Source organism: Pararhizobium sp. (assembly GCF_035497515.1).
GTDB lineage: Bacteria > Pseudomonadota > Alphaproteobacteria > Rhizobiales > Rhizobiaceae > Pararhizobium.
The window spans coordinates 130,177-150,619 of sequence record NZ_DATJDJ010000169.1 but is presented as its reverse complement, the minus strand read 5'-3'; the positions used below and the strand labels follow the sequence as shown (position 1 = coordinate 150,619).

18 protein-coding genes are annotated in these 20,443 nt (G+C 61.6%); 12 read left to right on the top strand and 6 right to left on the bottom strand.

From position 1 onward, the window contains the following. Positions 1-1,672: sensor domain-containing protein (locus tag VL202_RS17820; RefSeq protein ID WP_325465426.1), on the bottom strand; the 1,672-nt coding region annotated here is incomplete at its 3' end. A 234-nt stretch (positions 1,673-1,906) separates the two neighbouring features. Here VL202_RS17820 and VL202_RS17815 point away from each other — a divergent pair. Beyond that, positions 1,907-3,280, top strand: coding sequence for a TIGR03808 family TAT-translocated repetitive protein (locus VL202_RS17815; RefSeq protein ID WP_325465425.1), 1,374 nt, complete (start codon positions 1,907-1,909; stop codon positions 3,278-3,280). A gap of 105 nt (positions 3,281-3,385) precedes the next feature. After that, positions 3,386-4,051 carry a glutathione S-transferase family protein gene (locus tag VL202_RS17810; protein WP_325465424.1) on the top strand — a complete coding sequence of 222 codons (666 nt, stop codon included), beginning with the start codon at positions 3,386-3,388 and terminating at the stop codon, positions 4,049-4,051. 213 nt (positions 4,052-4,264) lie between these two features. Here the strand turns inward: VL202_RS17810 and VL202_RS17805 are convergent, their stop codons facing one another. Beyond that, positions 4,265-5,269: an asparaginase gene (locus tag VL202_RS17805; RefSeq protein WP_325465423.1), complete on the bottom strand. Its 1,005-nt coding sequence runs from the start codon at positions 5,267-5,269 to the stop codon at positions 4,265-4,267. A gap of 75 nt (positions 5,270-5,344) precedes the next feature. On the opposite strand from VL202_RS17805, the gene VL202_RS17800 reads away from it, so the two are divergent. After that, positions 5,345-6,082: a DUF3750 domain-containing protein gene (locus VL202_RS17800; protein WP_325465422.1), complete on the top strand. Its 738-nt coding sequence runs from the start codon at positions 5,345-5,347 to the stop codon at positions 6,080-6,082. A gap of 91 nt (positions 6,083-6,173) precedes the next feature. Continuing rightward, positions 6,174-6,401, top strand: a complete 228-nt coding sequence (gene relB / locus VL202_RS17795) for a type II toxin-antitoxin system RelB family antitoxin (RefSeq protein WP_325465421.1) — start codon at positions 6,174-6,176, stop codon at positions 6,399-6,401. 304 nt (positions 6,402-6,705) lie between these two features. Here relB and VL202_RS17790 read toward each other — a convergent pair whose 3' ends face one another. Further along, a complete protein-coding gene (locus tag VL202_RS17790; RefSeq protein WP_325465420.1) occupies positions 6,706-7,704 on the bottom strand; it encodes an NAD(P)H-quinone oxidoreductase in 999 nt (332 codons plus the stop codon). A 324-nt stretch (positions 7,705-8,028) separates the two neighbouring features. Here VL202_RS17790 and VL202_RS17785 point away from each other — a divergent pair, with 324 nt between their 5' ends. Continuing rightward, a complete protein-coding gene (locus VL202_RS17785; protein WP_325465419.1) occupies positions 8,029-8,286 on the top strand; it encodes a DUF1344 domain-containing protein in 258 nt (85 codons plus the stop codon). A 118-nt stretch (positions 8,287-8,404) separates the two neighbouring features. Here VL202_RS17785 and VL202_RS17780 read toward each other — a convergent pair whose 3' ends face one another. Then, positions 8,405-10,222 (bottom strand): GGDEF domain-containing protein, encoded by a 1,818-nt coding sequence (locus tag VL202_RS17780; protein ID WP_325465418.1) that lies wholly within the window; start codon positions 10,220-10,222, stop codon positions 8,405-8,407. A gap of 341 nt (positions 10,223-10,563) precedes the next feature. Between VL202_RS17780 and betI the strand changes: the two genes are divergently transcribed. The 4 genes from betI (at position 10,564) to betA (ending at position 16,101) form a co-directional block, all read left to right on the top strand. After that, on the top strand, positions 10,564-11,190 hold the full coding sequence (gene betI / locus VL202_RS17775) for a transcriptional regulator BetI (protein ID WP_325465417.1): 627 nt from the start codon (positions 10,564-10,566) through the stop codon (positions 11,188-11,190). Beyond that, positions 11,187-12,716: a choline-sulfatase gene (betC, locus tag VL202_RS17770; RefSeq protein WP_325465416.1), complete on the top strand. Its 1,530-nt coding sequence runs from the start codon at positions 11,187-11,189 to the stop codon at positions 12,714-12,716. Before betI ends, betC begins: the two co-directional genes overlap by 4 nt. A gap of 1 nt (position 12,717) precedes the next feature. Then, positions 12,718-14,181 carry a betaine-aldehyde dehydrogenase gene (gene betB, locus VL202_RS17765; RefSeq protein WP_325465415.1) on the top strand — a complete coding sequence of 488 codons (1,464 nt, stop codon included), beginning with the start codon at positions 12,718-12,720 and terminating at the stop codon, positions 14,179-14,181. Between the two features lie 270 nt (positions 14,182-14,451). Continuing rightward, a complete protein-coding gene (gene betA, locus VL202_RS17760; RefSeq protein WP_325465414.1) occupies positions 14,452-16,101 on the top strand; it encodes a choline dehydrogenase in 1,650 nt (549 codons plus the stop codon). Positions 16,102-16,104: 3 nt separating this feature from the next. Here betA and VL202_RS17755 read toward each other — a convergent pair whose 3' ends face one another. After that, the gene (locus VL202_RS17755; RefSeq protein WP_325465413.1) at positions 16,105-16,404 is read right to left on the bottom strand and encodes a type II toxin-antitoxin system RelE/ParE family toxin; all 300 of its coding nucleotides are present in this window, start codon (positions 16,402-16,404) and stop codon (positions 16,105-16,107) included. Beyond that, the gene (locus tag VL202_RS17750; RefSeq protein ID WP_325465412.1) at positions 16,401-16,673 is read right to left on the bottom strand and encodes a YlcI/YnfO family protein; all 273 of its coding nucleotides are present in this window, start codon (positions 16,671-16,673) and stop codon (positions 16,401-16,403) included. The genes VL202_RS17755 and VL202_RS17750 overlap by 4 nt, the downstream gene beginning before the upstream one ends. A gap of 311 nt (positions 16,674-16,984) precedes the next feature. Between VL202_RS17750 and VL202_RS17745 the strand changes: the two genes are divergently transcribed. The 3 genes from VL202_RS17745 to cysN are packed head-to-tail and all read left to right on the top strand — an operon-like array spanning position 16,985 to position 20,253. Continuing rightward, positions 16,985-17,755 (top strand): phosphoadenylyl-sulfate reductase, encoded by a 771-nt coding sequence (locus tag VL202_RS17745; protein ID WP_325465411.1) that lies wholly within the window; start codon positions 16,985-16,987, stop codon positions 17,753-17,755. Positions 17,756-17,801: 46 nt separating this feature from the next. After that, the gene (gene cysD / locus VL202_RS17740) at positions 17,802-18,755 is read left to right on the top strand and encodes a sulfate adenylyltransferase subunit CysD (RefSeq protein WP_325465410.1); all 954 of its coding nucleotides are present in this window, start codon (positions 17,802-17,804) and stop codon (positions 18,753-18,755) included. 1 nt (position 18,756) lies between these two features. Beyond that, entirely contained in the window at positions 18,757-20,253 is a 1,497-nt protein-coding gene (gene cysN / locus VL202_RS17735; protein ID WP_325465409.1) for a sulfate adenylyltransferase subunit CysN, read from the top strand. Positions 20,254-20,443: the final 190 nt, after the last annotated feature.

Below are 20,443 nucleotides of genomic sequence, written 5' to 3'. Positions count from 1 at the left end.
GCTGCCAGCGCACCAGTGATTCCGCGGCGAATATCCGGTTGGTCTTCAGGTTCATCTGCGGCTGGTAATGCAGCACGAATTCGTCGCGGGCGACGGCGTCGCGCAACTCCTCGTGGCGCTGAAGCTTCTCATGCGCCTTGGCCGCCATCTCGGCGTCGAACACCTGCAGATTGTTGCGGCCGGCTTCCTTGGCGCGATACATGGCGGAATCGGCATTGGCGAGCAGTTCGGTGGCGGTCTGGCCATGATCGGGATAACAGACGACACCCATGCTGCAGCTGACCTGCAGGGTACGCCCGTCGATGGTCATCGGGGCGCCGATGGCCGTGCGGATCTCTTCCAGCCGCGACAGGACAACCGGGCTCTCGGTCGGCAGGCCATTGAGCAAAATGATGAATTCGTCACCGCCGACACGCACGATCATATCCGACTTGCGCACGCAGCCAAGCATGCGCACTGCAACAACACGCAACAGTTCGTCGCCGGCCTTGTGACCCAGCGTATCGTTGATCAGCTTGAAATTGTCGAGATCGAGGAAGGCGAGCGCCACCCACTGGCCACTGGCGCGCGCCTGCTGCAAGGCGCTGGCGACGCGTTCGTCGAACAGGACGCGGTTCGGCAGCCCGGTCAGCGCATCGTGATGCGCCATGAAATGGATACGCTCTTCCGACTGGCGGCGCTCGATGGCGATGCCGGCCAGATGCGCGGCCATGGAGATCAACTCGCATTGTTCGGTCGTCGGAACGCCGGGACTGCAGGAATAGAGCGCGAAGGTGCCCAGCACATCCCCCTGATAGGACCGGATCGGCGTCGACCAGCAGGAGCGATATCCGAACGGTCGCACGAGCTCGGCATAATCTTCCCAAAGCGGGTCGGTCATGATGTCTTCCACGAAGACCGGCTCCCCGCGCCAGGCGGCGGTCCCGCAGGAACCGACCTTGGGGCCGATCGGCACGCCGTGGATTGCCGCGCAATAAGCTGCATCAAGCCCAGGCGCTGCACCCGTCAACAGATGTTTCTTGTCCGGCGACAGCATGAGGATCGAGCCGATGATCCCCGGCAGATGCGCCTCGATCATCAGGATGAGTTCGTTGAAGAACGTGGCGAGCGGTGTGCTCGCGGCGATCAGTTCCAGCAACCGGGCCTGGCCGAGAAGCAGCCGCTCCGCCCGTTTCCGGTCGGTAATGTCGCGCGAGACGCCGACGATCCCGATCGTGGCACCCTGCTTGTTGCGCAGCGGCACCTTGGAAGTCATCAGCCAGCGTTCGTCCTTGCTGACGACATTCAACTCCTCGATGCCAAAGAGCGGCTCACCAGTTTCGATCACCCGGCGCTCGGCCTCGGCAAAGACGCGGGCATTTTCCGGCGTATGAATGTCGTGATCGGTCTTGCCGATGATCTCGTGAATCTCGTGAAACCCGTTTTCCGTCACTGTCGCCTGGTTGGCGATGAGGAAGCGGCCTTCGAGGTCCTTGGCATAAATATAATCGGGGATGTGGTTCATCATCGTCTCAAGCCAATAATGGCGATCGGCGATGTCGGGTTCGGGACCGAACATGCGAGAGACTTCCGCAGCCAGGCGCTGGCTTGCGGCGATCAGGCGATGCGTGTCGTCGTTGCTGGCAATCCTGGTCGCGTCATCCCTGCGAAAACGCTCAAAGTTCCTCGTCAAGCAAGCCTCCAGAAGACGTATGCGTCGATTAAACCGTCAATTTCCCTTGATCCCTTCCCTGTCCTAGCAGCGAGAAGTTATTCTTCCCTAAAGACAGTATTCGCAAAGGGCCGAATAATGCTTTTCTCTTGCGTCATTTTTTGTTTGTTCCATCGCCACATTCTTAAATTCCGTATCATTTCGGTACAGAAAGCAATGGCATGATCTATGCTTGGCAGGCATAAAGGATTTCTCATGTACACCCGCCGCCTGCTCCTCTCCTCGATCGCTTCGCTTGGCCTGTGCGTCTCCACAGGCAGGCTGGCCATGGCCGCGAAGCTGCAACCGCAGACGGGGGCCCTGCGCGGCACGATCGACATATCGGGCTATGACGTCATCCCCAACGGCGTGGCGGACCAGAGCCAGGCGATGAACCGGTTGCTCAACGATGCCGCCCAACAGGGACTGCCGGTCTTCCTGCCCGCCGGCGACTATCTGCTCTCCGGCATCGTTCTTCCGGACAACCTTTTGCTGAGCGGCGTTCCCGGACGCACCCGGCTGCTCCATGCCGGCAACGGCCGCTTCCTGGCGGGGGAAGGACTCGGCAGGCTGACCCTCTTTAACCTCGTCCTCGACGGCGGCGGCAAGTCGCTCGGCGACGAGGTCGAGGGGCTTCTCAACCTGCGCGCCGTCAAGGACCTGACGATCAGCAACTGCACGATCACCGGCTCGGCGAAACACGGCATCCATGCCGAACTTTGTGGCGGCCGGATCGACGAGAACAGCATTTCCGGTGCTGCCTTTTCCGGCATTTACGCGGTGGCAAGCGAAAAGCTGGCGGTCACCTGCAACACCGTCTTCGACTGCGGCAATGGCGGCATCCTCGTTCATCGCTGGGAGGCGGGCGAGGACGGAACGCTGGTCAGCGGCAACCGCGTCTACCGCATCGCCGCGAACGATGGCGGCACCGGCGAGAACGGCAATGGCATCAATGTCTTCCGGGCCGGCGGCGTGATGGTCACCGGCAACCACATTTCCGACTGCGCCTTCTCTGCCATTCGCGCCAACAGCGCCACCAATGTGCAGATCGCCGACAACCAGTGCCTGCGCTCCGGCGAGACGGCCATATATTCCGAATTCGGCTTCCAGGGCGCGATCGTCTCCGGCAACCTGATCGACGGCGCGGCGAACGGCATCATCATCTGCAATTTCAACGAGGGCGGCCGGCTGGCGACCGTCAACGACAACCTCGTCCGCAACCTGCATGTCGACGGCCCCTACATCCATGACGGCGCCGGCTTCGGTTTCGGCATTGCCGTCGAGGCCGATACGGTCGTCACCGGCAATGTCATCGAGAACGCGCCAAAATGGGGGCTGATGCTTGGCTGGGGACCTTATATGCGTGATGTCGTGGCCACCGGAAACCTGGTTCGCGGCGCCGGCGGCGGCTGTTATGTCACGGTGGTCGAAGGTGCCGGCACAGCGCTCATTGCCAACAACCTGTTCCAGGACGTCAAGGACGGCGGCATTCTCGGTTATCGTTGGAACGAAAAGACGACCGGCGACCTGATGACATCCGGAAGCGAGGCATTCGCGCATCTGACCCTCTCGGGCAATCGCGTGGCCTGAGCCGGAAACATCACAAGATTTCATGTCTGGTATCAACGACTTCCGCTTCAAGCGCTGGCAGCCTTGCCCTAACCTGCGCCGATATCCGGCACAGGGGAAACAATCATGCTGACGATCTACGGTGTCTATCGCTCGCGCGCCTCGCGCAATTACTGGATGGCGGAGGAACTGGGCATTCCCTTCCAGTCCGTGCCGGTGATCCAGGCGCGCAGGCTCGCCGATCCCCTGGCGGCCGATGCGCCCCTCAATACGAAATCGGCCGCCTTCCTCGCCGTCAACCCGATGGGCCTCATCCCGGCGATCGAGGATGACGGGCTGGTTCTGTCGGAATCGCTCGCCAACAACCTCTACCTTGCCCGCAAGCATGGCGGCCCGCTTTCCGGCGCCAATGTCCGTGAGGAAGGCGAGATGACCGTCTGGACGCTCTGGGCGGCGACCGAGGTCGAGCCGCACTCCGTCAGGATCGTGCTGACCTATGACAATGGCCGGGAAACCACGCCGGAAGGACAGGCGGTGCTCACCGCTGCCGTGCAGGGGCTGGAAAAACCCCTGGCGCGGCTCAACACCCACCTGCAGGCCGCCAATTATGTGGTCGGCAATCGCTTCACCGTCGCCGACCTGAACCTCGCGGAAGTCATCCGCTATGCGATGAGCGAGACCTATCTGTTTGAAAAATATTCGTTTGTGAACAGCTGGCTTGCCCGCTGCCACGCACGGCCGGCCTTCGAGAGGATGATGGCAGGACGAAGCAGGGAAGCGGCGGCGGTATAGGGCTGCCGCGCAAGCCACTGCAAAATTAAAATATTACACAGCGCCAGGCGTCCTATTTGACGCCTGGCGCTGTAAGCGAAGCCGAGGCCCTGCATGTCGGAGGGCAGTTGACGACTGCGCTTGCGCGCCCGGATAAGCTGCGTTTCCTTGTCCGCAACGCTTCCTATCATGAAGAACCCTACGCTTGGCGTCATGGCTTTCAAGCCTTCCGCATCAGGCGAAGGCCTGCGTCACGCGGATATCGCCGACATGGATGCCGTTCCAGTTTTTCATCGAATGGTTGGCCTGCGCCATCAGGGCGGCGTGAAGGTCCGGCTCATCGGCGAAGAAGCGGGCGAGTGTGGCGGCGACCATGGCTTCGGCGGCGCGGGTGGTGCCATCCTCGCATTTCAACGCGATCGCGATGCCCTTTTCCGGGATGGCGGCGCAGAAGACGCCCTCCGCGCCGGTCTTGGCGAAGATGCGGCCGGGCGCCGTCTGCATCAGCCGGGTGCAGGCCCGCTTCGAGCCGGCGACATAAAAGGGCTCGGCCATGCAGGCTTCGATCAGGCGCCTGGAACCGCGCGCGCGCAGGGGCTCGAGACCATTGCCCGTCGCCATCTTCGCAAAGCCGTGGGCGAGGCCCTTGAGCGGCACGGCATAGGTCGGGATCGAGCAGCCGTCGGTGCCGCAATTGTCATGCGCGAGGACGGCGCCCGTCAGGCTTTCCATGACGCCGCGGATTTCGCGCTGGAGGGGATGATCATAGGTGACATAACCCGCCGTCTCCTCGCCGCTGTGGCAGCAGGCACAGACGAAACCGGCATGCTTGCCGGAGCAATTGTTGTGAAGCGCCGTCGGTCGCGACAGCGTGCGGGCCTGGTCGATGATCGTATCCTGGTTGAACGACCAGTGATCGCCGCATTCCAGCGTCGTGACATCCCGGCCGGCTGCGGCGAGCATCGCGGCTGCAAGCTCGACATGCTCGCGCTCGCCATTGTGGGAGGAACAGGCAAGCGCCAGCGCCCGGTTGCCGAAACCATAGGCATCGGCAGCGCCCGTTTCCATCAGCGGCAGCGCCTGCATCGCCTTGCAGGCCGAACGCGGAAACACGCCGGCATCGGTATCGCCGAGCGAAAACACGGTTTTTCCGTCACCATCGACGGCGATCACCATGCCACGATGGCGGCTTTCGACGAGATTACCGCGCGTGACTTCAACAAGTACCGGGTTCGACATTTTTACGCCCTCAAAAATCCAAGTTCCGGCAGTGTCTTATCCCAAGACGAACCCTTTCAAAACCCGGACCCGCCCATGAAATTTCTGCAACGGTTGTTTCTCGCCATCCTGTTCGTCTACCTGCTGCCGGCGCTCGCATCGGCCGGATGGTGGTATGTCAAGGACAGGCCCGGAAACTGGCGGGAGGCGGATTGGTCGTCGGCCAATATCCTGCCGAAACCTGAAGACAGCGACGAGGCTGCCGTCTACATCTTTTCCGCCACGACCGGCGGCCTGAAGGGCGCGGTGGCCAGCCATTCCTGGATCGTTACCAAGCAGGAAGGCGGCAAGACCTATGACCGCTATGACAAGGTCGGCTGGGGATCGCCGATCCGGCGCAATGCCTATGCCGCCGATGCACGGTGGTATTCCAATCTGCCGCATCTGGTGACCGCCATCCGAGGCGATGAAGCCACCCGGCTGATCCCGAAGATCGAAGCGGCGATCCAGTCCTATCCCTATTCAAAGCCGGGTGCCTACCGCATCTGGCCGGGACCGAACTCCAACACCTTCGTCGCTCATGTGTTGCGCTCCGTGCCGGAGATCGGCGCGGTGCTGCCGCCAGATGCCGTGGGCCGCGACTACCTGCCGGAGGGCAAGCTGTTTGCGCTCGATGCCGACGGGATGGACGCGCATGCGACACTCTATGGCTTGCTCGGCATCTCCGTCGGCGCGCGCAGCGGCCTGGAACTGCATTTCATGGGACTTGTGGCGGGTTTCGACGTCATGCGTCCGGGTGTCAAGATTCCGGCGCTGGGGCGGTTCGGGGTTTAAAGACGACGAAGATCGGTCATCCGTGCTCGGATCTATCGAAAATAGCTGTAATTCGTGCAATACTATGCCGGCACTTATGCGGGGAAATCCAGTGAACCTATCTATTCGTCTTTCCGAGGTCGCGGAGAAACAATTGGAGCGCCTTGCCCAGGAAACCGGGCAAAGCAAGGAATTTCATATTCATCAATTCATAGAACAGGGTTTGGAAAACCGGGAAGATTACAATCTTGCCGCAGAGACTGCTGCACGCGTGAAGAGCGGTGAAGAGCCGGTCCATTCGCTTGCCGAGGTAAGGAAAGACCTTGGCTTGGACAATTGAAATCACGGCAAAAGCACGAAAACATATCAACATCGACTTATGACAGACAACAAAAAGGGCCGCTTCGCAGCGACCCTCCATGAGTTTTGGCCAGGTAACAGGCCCGGACCATGTCCTGCTGGAACATGACCCGCAGGAAGGCTGGTTCAGATCGAGGTCTGCCTCGTCATTGCCACCACAATTCCCATGCCTGCTACGAGGTTCGAAATCTCATTAGACACTGGATCACCTTCCTTTCGTTCCGTTGACGTTACATGAAAGGTAGTCCGATTTCGCCGGATTGCAAGGCCGACGGACATAGACTTTAGAATGTCATGACGATCTTGCCGATGTGATCGCCCGCCTCCATCAGGCGATGCGCCTCGGCCACTTCGGTGAACGGGACAATGGCGTGCATGACCGGCGCGATGTCGCCATCTTCCAGAAGCGGCCAGACATTGTCTTCCAGATCGTCGCGGATCGATTCCTTTTCGGATGCCGTGCGCGGCCGCATGGCCGAGCCCATGATGTGCAGGCGCTTGCCGAGAATTGCCGCGATGTTGGCTTTTTCGACAACGGCACCGCCGAGGAAAGCGATGATTGACAGGCGGCCATCCTTGGCGAGCGAACCGATATTGCGATCGAAATAGGGTGCGCCGACCATGTCGAGGATGACATCGACGCCGCGGCCGCCGGTCTCCTCCAGGATGACCGCCTTGAAATCTTCCTCGCGATAGTTGATCGCCCGCTTGGCGCCGAGCGAGACGCAGGCATCGCATTTGTCCTTGCTCCCGGCCGTGACGAAAACCTCCGCGCCAAACGCCCGGGCAAGCTGGATGGCGGTGGTGCCGATGCCGCTCGATCCGCCATGGATGAGGATCTTTTCGCCCTCCACCAGATCGGCCATCTGGAAGACGTTGGCCCAGACGGTGAAGAAGGTTTCCGGCAGGGCGGCGGCGCGGGCGGCGTCAAAGCCCTTCGGCCAGGGCATGGCCTGTGTTGCCGGCAGCGCGCAGAATTCGGCATAACCGCCGCCGTTTGCCAAACCGCAAACCTTGTCTCCGACGATAAAACCTTCCGCCCCCTCGCCCATCGCCACGACTTCGCCGGCAACCTCCAATCCGAGGATCGGGCTCGCGCCCGGCGGCGGCGGATAGTTTCCGAGACGCTGCAGCACGTCGGGACGGTTGACGCCGGAGGCTTCGACGCGAATGAGGATATCGCCGGGCTTCAGGTCCGGCAGCGGTCCACGCGCCAGAACCATCTTCTCCGGTCCGCCCGGAGACGGAAGATCGACATAGGTCATTTCGGTCGGCAGGCTCACGGCATTCTCCTTGGATTTTCTCGTTGCCGAATATCTAACGCGCCCGGCCAAAAGGGCAAAGCCATGTTTGCCCCCGGCCCCTTTTAAACTTTGCGGCGAAATCCCAGCGAAGCAGCCGATGCTGCGCCGCATCATGGCAAAATTGCGCTCGCCAGGACCTTCCGAAAATTAAACTTCTTTAATTTGAAACGGCGGAAAGCCGGGCCTAGCTTCATCCTCGAAACCGGGAGACGCCGGCAGTTTCCCCAGGCTGCGACGCGACGACCTCCGGACGGTTTCACGACGATCGGTCCCGAACTGTGGACCATATCAAGGACGACACCCATGCGTGCTCTTCTGACCTCCCTTACCCTCATTTCCGCGATCTCCCTTTCGTCTGCCGCCTTTGCGGCCAGCACCACGACCGGCACCGTCCGCGCCTTCGACGCCAAGGCCCTGACGCTGACCCTGAAGGATGGCACCCGCTACATGCTGCCCGCCAGCTTCAAGGACCCCGGCATCAAGGTCGGCGAAAAGGTCAAGGTCGCCTATGACATGATCGGCAAGAAACATCAGGCAACGGCGGTAACGCTGGCGCAGTGACGCGCAGAACGTCCGCATGAGCGTACGCGAACGCGGTTAGACGCTTCGGGATCATGCAAAGACGGGCTGGATCCCATGATGGGATCCAGCCCGTCGCTTTTTGGGCAAGGCGATCGGCTCAGTGCGCTTCGCCGCCGAAGGTTTCGAAAACGAGACCGTCATCGCTTTTCTTGGCCCGGCTCTTGATCTCCGCAATGCGGGCGCTGACGGCCTGGGCATCGGAGAAGACGAAGCCTTCCGGCAGGATGAGCACGGCAATCGAGCAGCGCATCAGCGGAAAGATCGTCGCCTCGCCGCTGCGGCCGTGGCCGGTCATGTAGCCGGCCTCGCGATGCTCCGGCGAATAGAGCTGGCGGACATCGCTGCGGAATTCGGAAAGAACCCGAGACAACACCATGCCGACCTCGTCGCGGGTCCAACCGCTGACGCCGATGAAGAAATCGTCGCCGCCGACATGGCCGAGGAATTTCTCCTCGCCGATGAAATGCCGGCGCATCAGCGCGGCAAACAGCGAGATCGCCAGATCCCCTTTCTGGAAGCCATAGTGATCGTTGAATGGCTTGAAACTGTCGAAATCGCAGTAGCAGAAATAGCGCGCCTCGTCGGCATCGAGCACCGTGCCCTGGACGTAATCACGGATGGCGCGGTTGCCCGGCAGGCCGGTCAGCGGGTTCTGCTCCTGCGCCGTCTTCAGCTGCTTCTCGCCGATGATCTTCAGGAGCGACGAGGCGGACAGGATACCGGCATAACGCATGTTTTCCGTCAGGATGACGCAATCGCTGCCATCCATGCCGGCAAAGATCTTCAGCATTTCATCGGCAGGCGTCTCGAGGTCGGCGATTGGCGCCGGGCTGACGAAATGCGAGATATGCCGCTGATATAGATGATTTTTCAGGAGATCTCGGCCGAACGGGTGATAGATCATTTCCTTGACATGATATTCGTGCAGCACGCCACGCGGTTCGCCATTGGCGTTGATGACCGGGAAGAAACTGCGCTGCGGCGAGCGGCGGAACAGTTCGAACACCGAGTCAAGATCGTCGTTCTCGCGCAGCGCCGGCACCTGCTCGATCTGCTTGCGGATCAGGATGCTGTCGAGCGAGGTCGATTGCCGGCGGGCGCAGGTCGATTGCTCCAGATGCGGATAGGCGGGCTGCAGCTCGGCGAAATGCACGGTCGGCCGGGCGACGAAATAACCCTGGACGAGATCGCAGCCAAGATCGCGGCAGGTGGAGAATTCGGCCTCTGTCTCAACGCCTTCGGCGATGACCCGCGTGCCCAGCACATGCGCCGTGTTGACCGTATGGCGGACGATATGCCGCTTGCGCGGGCAGGATTCGATGTCGGAAATGAAATGTCGGTCGATCTTGACGTAATCCACCGGTTGGTCGCACAGCAGCTTTAGCCCGTTGAAGCCGACGCCGAAATCATCGATCGCCAGCTTGAAGCCGGCCTGCCGCAGCTTTTTCACCAGCCCGGCGAAATCCGGCATCTTGCCGCTGTCGAAGCGTTCCGACAGTTCGAAGCAGATCGACGAGGGCGGAATGTTGGCGCGCTTCAAATGGTTGCCGAGCCGCTCGACCACATCGCCCTCAAGCCCGATCAGGCGGCTGTCGAAATTGACGAACAGCGTGCGCGAGGCGAAATCCGGCAGGCCGGCGAAGCCAGCAAAGGCGCGCGTGTTGATCATGTGCTCCATCGCCAGCAACTGACCCGCCTCCTCCGCCTTGTCGAGAAGCTCGACCGGCGACTTGAAGCCCAGCCGCTCGAAGCCGCGCATCAGCGTCTCGTACCCGAAGACGGCGCCGGTGGCGATTTCGGCGATCGGCTGGAAGGCGTTTTCGAGCGCGAGCTTGGCCAAGGTCACGATCTGGTCATCGCCGAAGCGGCGTAGCGACAGCATTTCGACGGCGGCGGCATTCGGGGCGGCGGACATGCGGGAACTCCGGGAACGGACTTGAGATCGCGCGGAAGATCGCTTTACAGACCTGAATTTTCCGTTGACCGGGCATGACAGTTTGATGAAAGTTCAATGACTGCCGGGAGTTAGCGGCCACGACGCAACCGCCGAAGGCGACACCGATCGCCCGCTTCGTATCTCTTGGCTGTGTGCAAGCAAGGGTCCTCCACTGACCCGATTTTCAAGAAAACCGTGGCGCTTCCCGGGTGGTCGTCAGGCCGGGAAGTGCCGGCAAAAAATCCCGAAAATCCATCCCATTTTTTTATTGATTGATGGATCAATCAAAAATAAACTCCTCTTCAACAAGGGGATTTTGAATGCCGAAGATCGGGATGGAACCGGTGCGTCGCAAGGCGCTGGTGGATGCGACGTTGCGGGCCGTGGGTGATCACGGGTCGCTGACCGTGACCATGTCGGAAATCGCCCGCCATGCCGGCGTTTCGGCGGCACTTGCCCATCACTATTTCGGCTCCAAGGAACAGCTGGTTATCGAGACCATCCGCACCCTGCTGCGACAGTTGCGGGCCGATGCGGTCGCGGCTCTTCGCGAGGCGACGACGCCGCGTGAAAAATTGTCGGCGGTCATCCGGGTGAATTTCCAGGCGCATCAGTTCGCCCCGGAAACAGTTGCCGCCTGGCTCGCGTTTTATTCCGAAGCCCAGCGCTCCGAGGAAACCCGGCGGCTGCTGGTCGTCTATGCGCGGCGGCTGCGCTCGAATTTCCTCGCGAGCCTGAGAAATCTCTGCCCGCTTACCGACGCAGCCCGAATCGCCGAGGGCGCATCCGCCATGATCGACGGGCTCTACCTCCGGCAGGGACTGAAATCCGCGCCCGTCAGCATCGACGCTTCGATCGCGCTGGTAGAGGATTATGTGACGGCACATCTGCAGCTCGTTTCAAACCAGATCATTTCCATGCCGAAAACCGAAGGACCGAAGCCGTGAGCGCGCAGAAGCCCAATATCCTCATCATCATGGTCGATCAGCTGAACGGGAAATTCTTCCCCGACGGTCCGGCGGATTTCCTGCATGCGCCGCACATGAAGACGCTGGCCAAGCGCTCGGCCCGGTTCCGCAACAACTATACGTCCTCGCCGCTCTGCGCCCCGGCCCGCGCCTCGTTCATGGCCGGACAACTGCCGAGCCGCACGCAGGTCTATGACAATGCCGCCGAATATATCTCCTCGATCCCGACCTATGCGCATCACCTGCGCCGCGCCGGCTATTACACGGCGCTGTCAGGCAAGATGCATTTCGTCGGGCCGGACCAGTTGCACGGCTTCGAGGAGCGGCTGACGACGGATATCTATCCGGCCGATTTCGGCTGGACACCGGACTATCGCAAGCCGGGCGAACGCATCGACTGGTGGTACCACAATCTCGGCTCCGTCACCGGCGCCGGCGTTGCCGAGATCACCAACCAGATGGAATATGACGACGAAGTCGCCTTCCTCGCCAACCAGAAGCTCTATCATCTCAGCCGCGAACACGGCGACGCCGCCCGCCGCCCCTGGGCGCTGACGGTCTCGTTTACCCATCCGCATGACCCATACGTGGCACGCCGCAAGTTCTGGGATCTCTACAACGACTGCGAACACCTCCTGCCCGAGGTCGGCGATATCGCGCTTGCCGAACAGGACCCGCATTCGCAGCGCCTGATCCATGCCTGCGACTACCAGAACTTCAGCGTCACGGAAGACAACATCCGCCGGTCTCGCCAGGCCTATTTCGCCAATATTTCCTATCTCGATGAAAAGGTCGGCGAGCTCGTCGATACGCTGACACGCACCCGGATGCTCGACGACACGCTGATCCTGTTCTGCTCGGATCATGGCGACATGCTCGGCGAGCGCGGCCTGTGGTTCAAGATGAACTTCTTCGAAGGTTCGGCCCGCGTGCCGCTGATGGTCGCCGGTCCCGGCGTGACACCCGGCCTGCATCTGGCGCCGACATCCAATCTCGATGTCGCGCCGACGCTCTGCGACCTCGCCGGAATTTCCATGGACGAAATCATGCCCTGGACCGATGGCGAAAGCCTCGTACCGCTGATCAACGGCGTTGAGCGTACCACCCCGGTGGTGATGGAATATGCCGCCGAGGGCTCCTACGCGCCACTGATCGGCATTCGCGAGGGCAAATGGAAATACATTCATTGCGCGCTCGATCCGGACCAGCTCTACGATCTCGACGCCGACCCGCTGGAGCTGACCAACCTTGCCGGCGTGCCGGCCCATGCCCCGACGCTGCGCGCCTTCCAGGCGATGCGCGACAGCCGCTGGGACATGGAAGCCTTCGATGCGAGCGTCCGCGAAAGCCAGGCGCGGCGCTGGGTGGTCTACGAGGCGCTGCGCAACGGTGCCTATTACCCCTGGGATCACCAGCCGCTGCAGAAGGCGTCCGAACGCTATATGCGCAACCACATGAATCTCGACAATCTCGAAGAATCCAAACGCTTTCCGCGGGGAGAATAAGATGCGCGCCCAACCCACAGCCTCCCACTTCATCGACGGGGAATACGTTGAGGACACCGCCGGCACGCCGTTCGATAGCATCTATCCGGCCACCGGCGAGGTGATCGCGAAGCTTCATGCCGCAACGCCCGCCATTGTCGACAAGGCGATCGCGGCGGCCAAGCGGGCCCAGAAGGAATGGGCCGCCATGAGCCCGACGGCGCGCGGCCGTATCCTCAAGCGCGCCGCCGACATCATGCGTGAGCGCAACCGTGAGCTGTCCGAGCTCGAAACGCTCGATACCGGCAAGCCGATCCAGGAAACCATCGTCGCCGACCCGACCTCCGGCGCCGATGCGTTCGAATTCTTCGGCGGTGTCGCGGCGGCAGCGCTGAATGGCGACTATATCCCGCTCGGCGGCGATTTCGCCTATACCAAGCGCGTGCCGCTCGGCGTCTGCGTCGGCATCGGTGCGTGGAACTACCCACAGCAGATCGCCTGCTGGAAGGGTGCGCCGGCGCTGATCGCCGGCAATGCCATGGTCTTCAAGCCATCGGAAAACACGCCGCTCGGCGCGCTGAAGATCGCCGAGATCCTGGTCGAGGCCGGCCTGCCGAAGGGCCTCTACAATGTCATCCAGGGCGACCGCACGACCGGGCCGCTGCTGGTCAACCACAAGGACGTGTCCAAGGTGTCGCTGACCGGCTCGGTCGAGACCGGCCGCAAGGTGGCGGGTGCCGCCGCCTCCAGCCTCAAGCACGTCACCATGGAACTCGGCGGCAAGTCGCCCCTGATCGTCTTCGACGACGCCGATCTCGAAAGCGCCATCGGCGGCGCCATGCTCGGCAATTTCTATTCGACCGGACAGGTCTGCTCCAACGGCACCCGCGTCTTCGTCCAGAAGGGCATCAAGGACAGGTTCCTGTCGCGACTGAAGGAACGCACCGAGAAGATGATCATCGGCGATCCGATGGACGAGGAAACCCAGCTCGGCCCGATGGTGTCGCGCGCCCAACTCGACAAGGTCTTCTCCTATATCGAAAAGGGCAAGGCGGAAGGCGCGACGCTCGTTACCGGCGGCGGTATTCCGAACGATGTCCCGGCCGAGGGCACCTATATCCAGCCGACCGTCTTCGCCGATGTCACCGACGGCATGACCATCGCGCGCGAGGAAATCTTCGGGCCTGTCATGTGTGTTCTCGATTTCGACAATGAGCACGAAGTGATCGCGCGCGCCAACGGCACCGAATTCGGGCTTTCGGCCGGCGTCTTCACGTCCGACCTCACCCGCGCGCACCGCGTCGTCGACCAGCTCGAGGCCGGCACGCTGTGGATCAACACCTACAACCTCGCCCCGGTGGAAGTGCCCTTCGGCGGCTCGAAGCAATCCGGTTTCGGCCGGGAGAATTCGCTGGCGGCGCTCAACCACTATACCGAGCTCAAGAGCGTCTATGTCGCGATGGGGAAGGTCGAGGCACCTTACTAAATGCATTGAGGGATGAACCCCTCACCAAGTTCGTCCAGCCAATCGCCTTCGGCTCTTGGGGACTTCCTATCCTCTCCCGCAAGGGAGGTACTGCAATCATCGTCCCTCAAATGAGGCAAAGACGGCGCCGCGAGTTTACCTCTCCCCTTGTGGGAGAGGATACGAAGGCCGGGTGAGCGTCAGCGAGCCCTTGGCCGAAGTTGGTGAGGGGTTCGACGCCAATCACCGAAGTTCATTTAGCGGTTCCGTAAAGAACCCAAGGGGAATTTCATGCAGGCAGACTTCATCATCATCGGTTCCGGCTCCGCTGGCTCGGCGCTTGCCTATCGCCTGTCGGAGGACGGGAAGAATACCGTGCTGGTGCTGGAATATGGCGGCAGCGATTTCGGGCCGTTCATCCAGATGCCGGCGGCGCTGGCCTGGCCGATGAGCATGAGCCGCTACAACTGGGGTTATCTCTCCGAGCCCGAGCCGAACCTCAACAACCGGCGGATCACGGCCCCCCGGGGGAAAGTGATCGGCGGATCGTCGTCGATCAACGGCATGGTCTATGTGCGCGGCTCAGCCGAGGATTACGGCAAGTGGGAGGCCTCGGGCGCGCAAGGGTGGGGTTATGCGGATGTGCTGCCCTATTTCAAGCGCATGGAAAGTTCCACGGGCGGCGAAGAGGGATGGCGCGGCACGGAGGGGCCGATGCATGTGCGGCGCGGCTCGTTCAAGAACCCGCTGTTTCGCGCCTTCGTCGAGGCCGGCCAGCAGGCCGGCTTCGAAATGACCGACGACTATAACGGCTCCAAGCAGGAAGGTTTCGGCCTGATGGAGCAGACGGTCCACAACGGCCGGCGCTGGTCGACGGCTTCAGCCTATCTCAGGCCCGCCCTGAAGCGCCCGAATGTCCAACTGCTGCGCTGCTTTGCGCGAAAGATCGTCATCGAGAACGGTCGGGCCGTCGGCGTCGAGATCGAACGGGCTGGCCGGATCGAGGTGGTCAGGGCAACCCGAGAGGTGATCGTCTCGGCCTCGTCGTTCAATTCGCCCAAGCTTTTGATGCTGTCGGGTATCGGCCCGGGCGCGCATCTGCAAGACATGGGGATCGAGGTGAAGGTCGACCGGCCGGGCGTCGGCGCCAACCTGCAGGACCATATGGAGTTCTATTTCCAGCAGGTCTCGACTAAGCCCGTCTCGCTCTATTCCTGGCTGCCCTGGTTCTGGCAGGGGGTCGCGGGTGCACAGTGGCTGTTCACCAAGTCGGGGCTCGGCATTTCCAACCAGTTCGAATCCTGCGCCTTCCTGCGCTCTGCGCCCGGCGTGCGCCAGCCGGATATCCAGTATCACTTCCTGCCGGTCGCCATTTCCTATGACGGCAAGGCGGCGGCGAAGAGCCACGGCTTCCAGGTCCATGTCGGCTACAACCACTCGAAATCGCGCGGCAACGTCACGCTCCGCTCGCCGGACGTGAAGGCCGATCCGGTGATCCAGTTCAACTATATGAGCCATCCGGAAGACTGGGAAAAATTCCGCCACTGCGTGCGCCTCACCCGCGAGATTTTCGGGCAGAAGGCCTTCGACCCGTATCGCGGTCCGGAAATCCAGCCGGGCGAAGCCGTCCAGACCGACGACCAGATCGATGCCTTCCTGCGCGAGCATCTGGAAAGCGCCTATCACCCCTGCGGCACCTGCCGGATGGGCGATGCGCGCGACCCGATGGCGGTCGTCGATCCGGAAACCCGCGTCATCGGCGTCGACGGCCTGCGCGTCGCCGATAGTTCGATCTTCCCGCATGTGACCTACGGCAATCTCAACGGCCCCTCGATCATGACCGGCGAAAAGGCAGCCGACCACATCCTCGGCAAGGGCATGCTGGCCCGCAGCAACCAGGAGCCGTGGATCAACCCGCGCTGGGAGACGAGCGACCGGTAAGGCTCAGTGGTAATCGTCTTCGCGCTGATGGCGAACGGCCAGAATAGTGATCGTTTCGGCGTCTTCGATTTCGAAGAGCGCGACATAGCCCGACGATCCGAAGGGGATGACCAACTCGCGCAAGAAGGGATTGTCCGCATCTGCCTTGCGGGCGGAAAAAGGAAAGTCCAGGAGGGCGGCCAAGGCTTTGCGAATGGCTGTCGTCGCGCGATCGGCAATTTCATTATCGAAAGCCAAAAGATAATCGTAATGCCTATCAAGATCATCCAGCGCCTGCTTGGAGAACCGAAGACTGTAACTCATTTGCCCTGCTTAAGTTTTGCGGCCGCAACTTTGTTTTCCAAGTGAGCCAGCACTTCTTCGGCGCTATAGTAAATTCCAGTGCGCTTGGCCTCTTCGCGCGAAGCAAGTCCGCGAGCGATGAATTCGGCCTGTGTTTTTCTATAATGTACCTGCGCCTTGACCGCATTTTCCACGAAGGCGGACAGCGTCTCGCCCTTTTGCAGCACGCCTTCGGCGGCGGCTCGCAATTCCGGATCAACCCGGAGCGATGGAAGTGTCGCAGTTTTCATAGTCAGACCTTGTGCGTTGCAATTGCAACGCACAATATCATCAGCAGTCTCTGATTTCAACGGAGCAGCGACATCCGCCCGCCGCGCGAATGGCGGATGACGACCAGACGCGAAGGGGAGCTCTCCACCTAAATAAACTACAAAAATTATAGATTTTAGGCATAAAACGTGGCTTTCCACCCACTATTCTGCGTTTTTTGTCGTTCGGAGAGATATTTGCTCTGATCCGCTGACATTAGAAATCCGTTTTTCTGTCTTTTGTCGCACTTGGCTGCGATATTTCGGCATACGAAAATCAGGATATCCTCCCCATGACATCCGCATCGCTTGAAAACCGCGCCCAAGCGCTCAACAGCCAACTCGAAAGCCTCGACCTTTCCGGTCGGCTCGCGCTGGTTGCGTCGCTCGAGGGCAAGTCGGTTTTCACCACCAGCCTCGGCATCGAGGATCAGGTCATCACCGCTGCGATCGGTACCGGTAAATTCAGCGTCGAAGTGTCGACGCTGGAGACCGGCCGCCTGTTCAACGAGACCGTGGCGCTGATCGACAAGACCGAGGAAACCTACGGCATTCTCGTCAAGCGCTTCTACCCCGAGCAGGACGATATCGACGCCTTTGCCGCCAAGTACGGCATGAACGGCTTTTACGACAGCGTCGAAGCCAGGCATGCCTGTTGTGGCGCGCGCAAGGTGAAGCCTCTTGCGCGCGCACTCGAAGGGGCATCCTTCTGGATCACCGGCCTTCGTCGCGGCCAGTCGGGCAATCGCGCCGACACGCCGTTTGCCGAGGCCGATCTCGACCGTGGCCTGATCAAGATCAATCCGCTTGCGGACTGGGACATCGAGACGATCCGCGCCCATGTCGCGGCGGAAGAAATCCCGGTCAACCCGCTGCATGCGCGCGGTTATCCCTCGATCGGCTGCGAGCCCTGTACCCGCGCCATCAAGCCGGGCGAGCCCGAACGGGCCGGCCGCTGGTGGTGGGAAAACGACGAGACGCGCGAATGCGGCCTGCATGTGCCGGAAACCGCTGCCTCGCCTCTTCCGCAATCTTCCATTCCGGCAAGCAGCATTGCGCGTTGATCCGCGCGGGCTGTCCGCCAACCAGACCTTCTCCCGGAGACTTGAAATGCCCAGTACCCTTCCGGAAACGGAACTGCACAATCCCCAGTCGGCCAAGGCGCCGCTCGATCCGCATCTGAAGGCGCTCGAAAACGAAGCGATCCACATCTTCCGCGAAGTGGCCGCCGAATTCGACAAGCCGGTCATGCTCTATTCGATCGGCAAGGATAGTTCCGTCCTGCTGCATCTGGCGCGCAAGGCGTTCTATCCCGGCCGCGTGCCCTTCCCCCTCCTGCACGTCAATACGGGCTGGAAGTTCCCGGAAATGATCACGTTTCGCGACGAGATCGCCAAGCGTTACGACCTCGACCTGATCGAGCACAAGAACCCGCGCGGCGCGGCCGAGAACGTCACGCCCTTTACCCATGGCTCGGCGCTCTACACCGATATCATGAAGACGGAAGCACTGCGCCAGGCGCTCGACGCCGGCGGCTATGACGCAGCCTTCGGCGGCGCTCGGCGCGACGAGGAGGCCAGCCGCGCCAAGGAACGCATCTATTCGTTCCGCACGCCGGACCACAAATGGGATCCGCGCAACCAGCGCCCGGAACTCTGGAACGTCTATAACGGCATGATCCGCCGTGGCGAAAGCGTTCGCGCCTTCCCGCTGTCGAACTGGACCGAAGTCGACATCTGGCGCTACATCCAGGCGGAAGACATTCCGCTCGTGCCGCTCTACTACGCCGCCAAGCGCAAATTCGTCGAACGCGACGGCATGCTGGTCTGGGCGGAGGATCCGCGCTTCGAACCGTTGCCGGGCGAACAGGTCCAGGAAGACGATATCCGCTTCCGTACGCTGGGCTGCTGGCCGCTGACCGGCGCCATCCGTTCGCAGGCAAGGAGCCTCGACGAAGTCATCGCCGAACTCGAAATTGCAACCGTGTCCGAGCGTCAGGGCCGGGCCATCGACCGCGACCAGTCCGGTTCGATGGAAAAGAAAAAACGCGAAGGATATTTCTGAGATGACCGCAAGCGTAACAGCACTCGCCGCCTCCGTGGCAACCGCCCTGCCGGACACCCGGACCGCCGTCGTTTCCCGCGATACACGCCCCTTGCGCCTCATCACCTGCGGCTCCGTCGATGATGGCAAGTCGACCCTGATCGGCCGCTTGCTCTGGGATACCAAGGCGGTCAAGGAAGACCAGGCCGCGACCCTGCGGCGTGACTCTGGCAAGCAGAACGATCTCGGCCTGCCGGATTTCGCGCTGCTGCTCGACGGCCTGCAGGCCGAGCGCGAACAGGGCATCACCATCGATGTCGCCTATCGCTATTTCGCCACCGACAAGCGCTCCTTCATCGTTGCCGACACGCCCGGCCATGAACAGTATACCCGCAACATGGCAACCGGCGCCTCGACCGCCGATCTCGCCGTGCTGCTCGTCGATGCCCGCACCGGCCTGCTCGAACAGACCCGCCGCCATGCGACCATCGCCTCGCTGATGGGCATCAAGCAGTTCGTTCTGGCCGTCAACAAGTTCGACCTCGTCGGCTATGACCGCGCCCGTTTCGAACAGATCACCCATGATTTCCGCGAACTGGCGCTGTCGCTCGGCGTTCGGCAGATCACCGCCATCCCGATGTCGGCGCTGAAGGGCGAAAACGTCGTCTATGACGGCAAGGCCTCGATGCCCTGGTATGACGGCCAGACGCTGGTCGAAGCACTGGAACTGGCGACCGTTCGCTCGACCCAGACCGTCGGCTTCCGCCTGCCGGTCCAGCGCGTCTCGCGTCCCGGCGAAAGCTTCCGTGGCTATCAGGGCACGGTTGCCGGCGGCTCGGTCAAGCCGGGCGACAGCGTCGTCATCCTGCCTTCGGGCATGGTCGCCAATGTCGCCAAGATCATCACCTTCGACCTGGTGCGTAACGCCGCCGTTTCGGGCGACGCGATCACGTTGGTTCTCGACCGTCAGGTCGATGTCGCGCGCGGCGACATGATCGTCTCGATCGACAGCCAGCCGCAGGTTGGCCTCGATTTCGACGCCCATCTCGTCTCGCTGCAGCCGGACGGCATCCAGCCCGGCCGCCGCTACTGGCTGAAGAGCGGCGCGCGGCGCCAGCGCGTCAGCGTCAACCCGGTGAGCCAGCTCGACCTGAAGACCGGCAGCTGGAATCCGCAGGATAGCGTTCTGGCGATGAACGCGATCGGCAAGGTCCATCTGTCCTTCGACGAGCAGGCCGTGTTCGACGCCTACGACCAGAACCGCACCACCGGCGCCTTCATCCTGATCGATGCCGACACCCACAACACGGTGGCCGGCGGCATGATCACCGCCAAGCGTTCGACGCTGACCGGCATCCGCTCCGAAGAAGCCCGCGTCCTCCTCTCGCTGCCGGCGGATCTCGCCGACCAGCTGATGGCGACCGAACTCTTCTCCCGCCGCCGCGACGAAACCGACGTGCGCCGCATGACGGCAACCGAAGCCGCCGATATCTTCAAGGACGCCGCCATCGACATCTGAGCGAATGCGCGACGGCTATCGACAGGGGAAAGGGGCCGATTGGCCCCTTTTAATGTTGGCAAAGGGCATCTCCAGACGATTTTGCAAATCACCTGAGAGTGGGGATGCCACTTCTTCATAGTAAGCTTCGGGGTTTGTCTGCAGCCTGAGGGGCCAATCGGCTCCTGTTCTTTCTGGCGAAGGGTTTCTC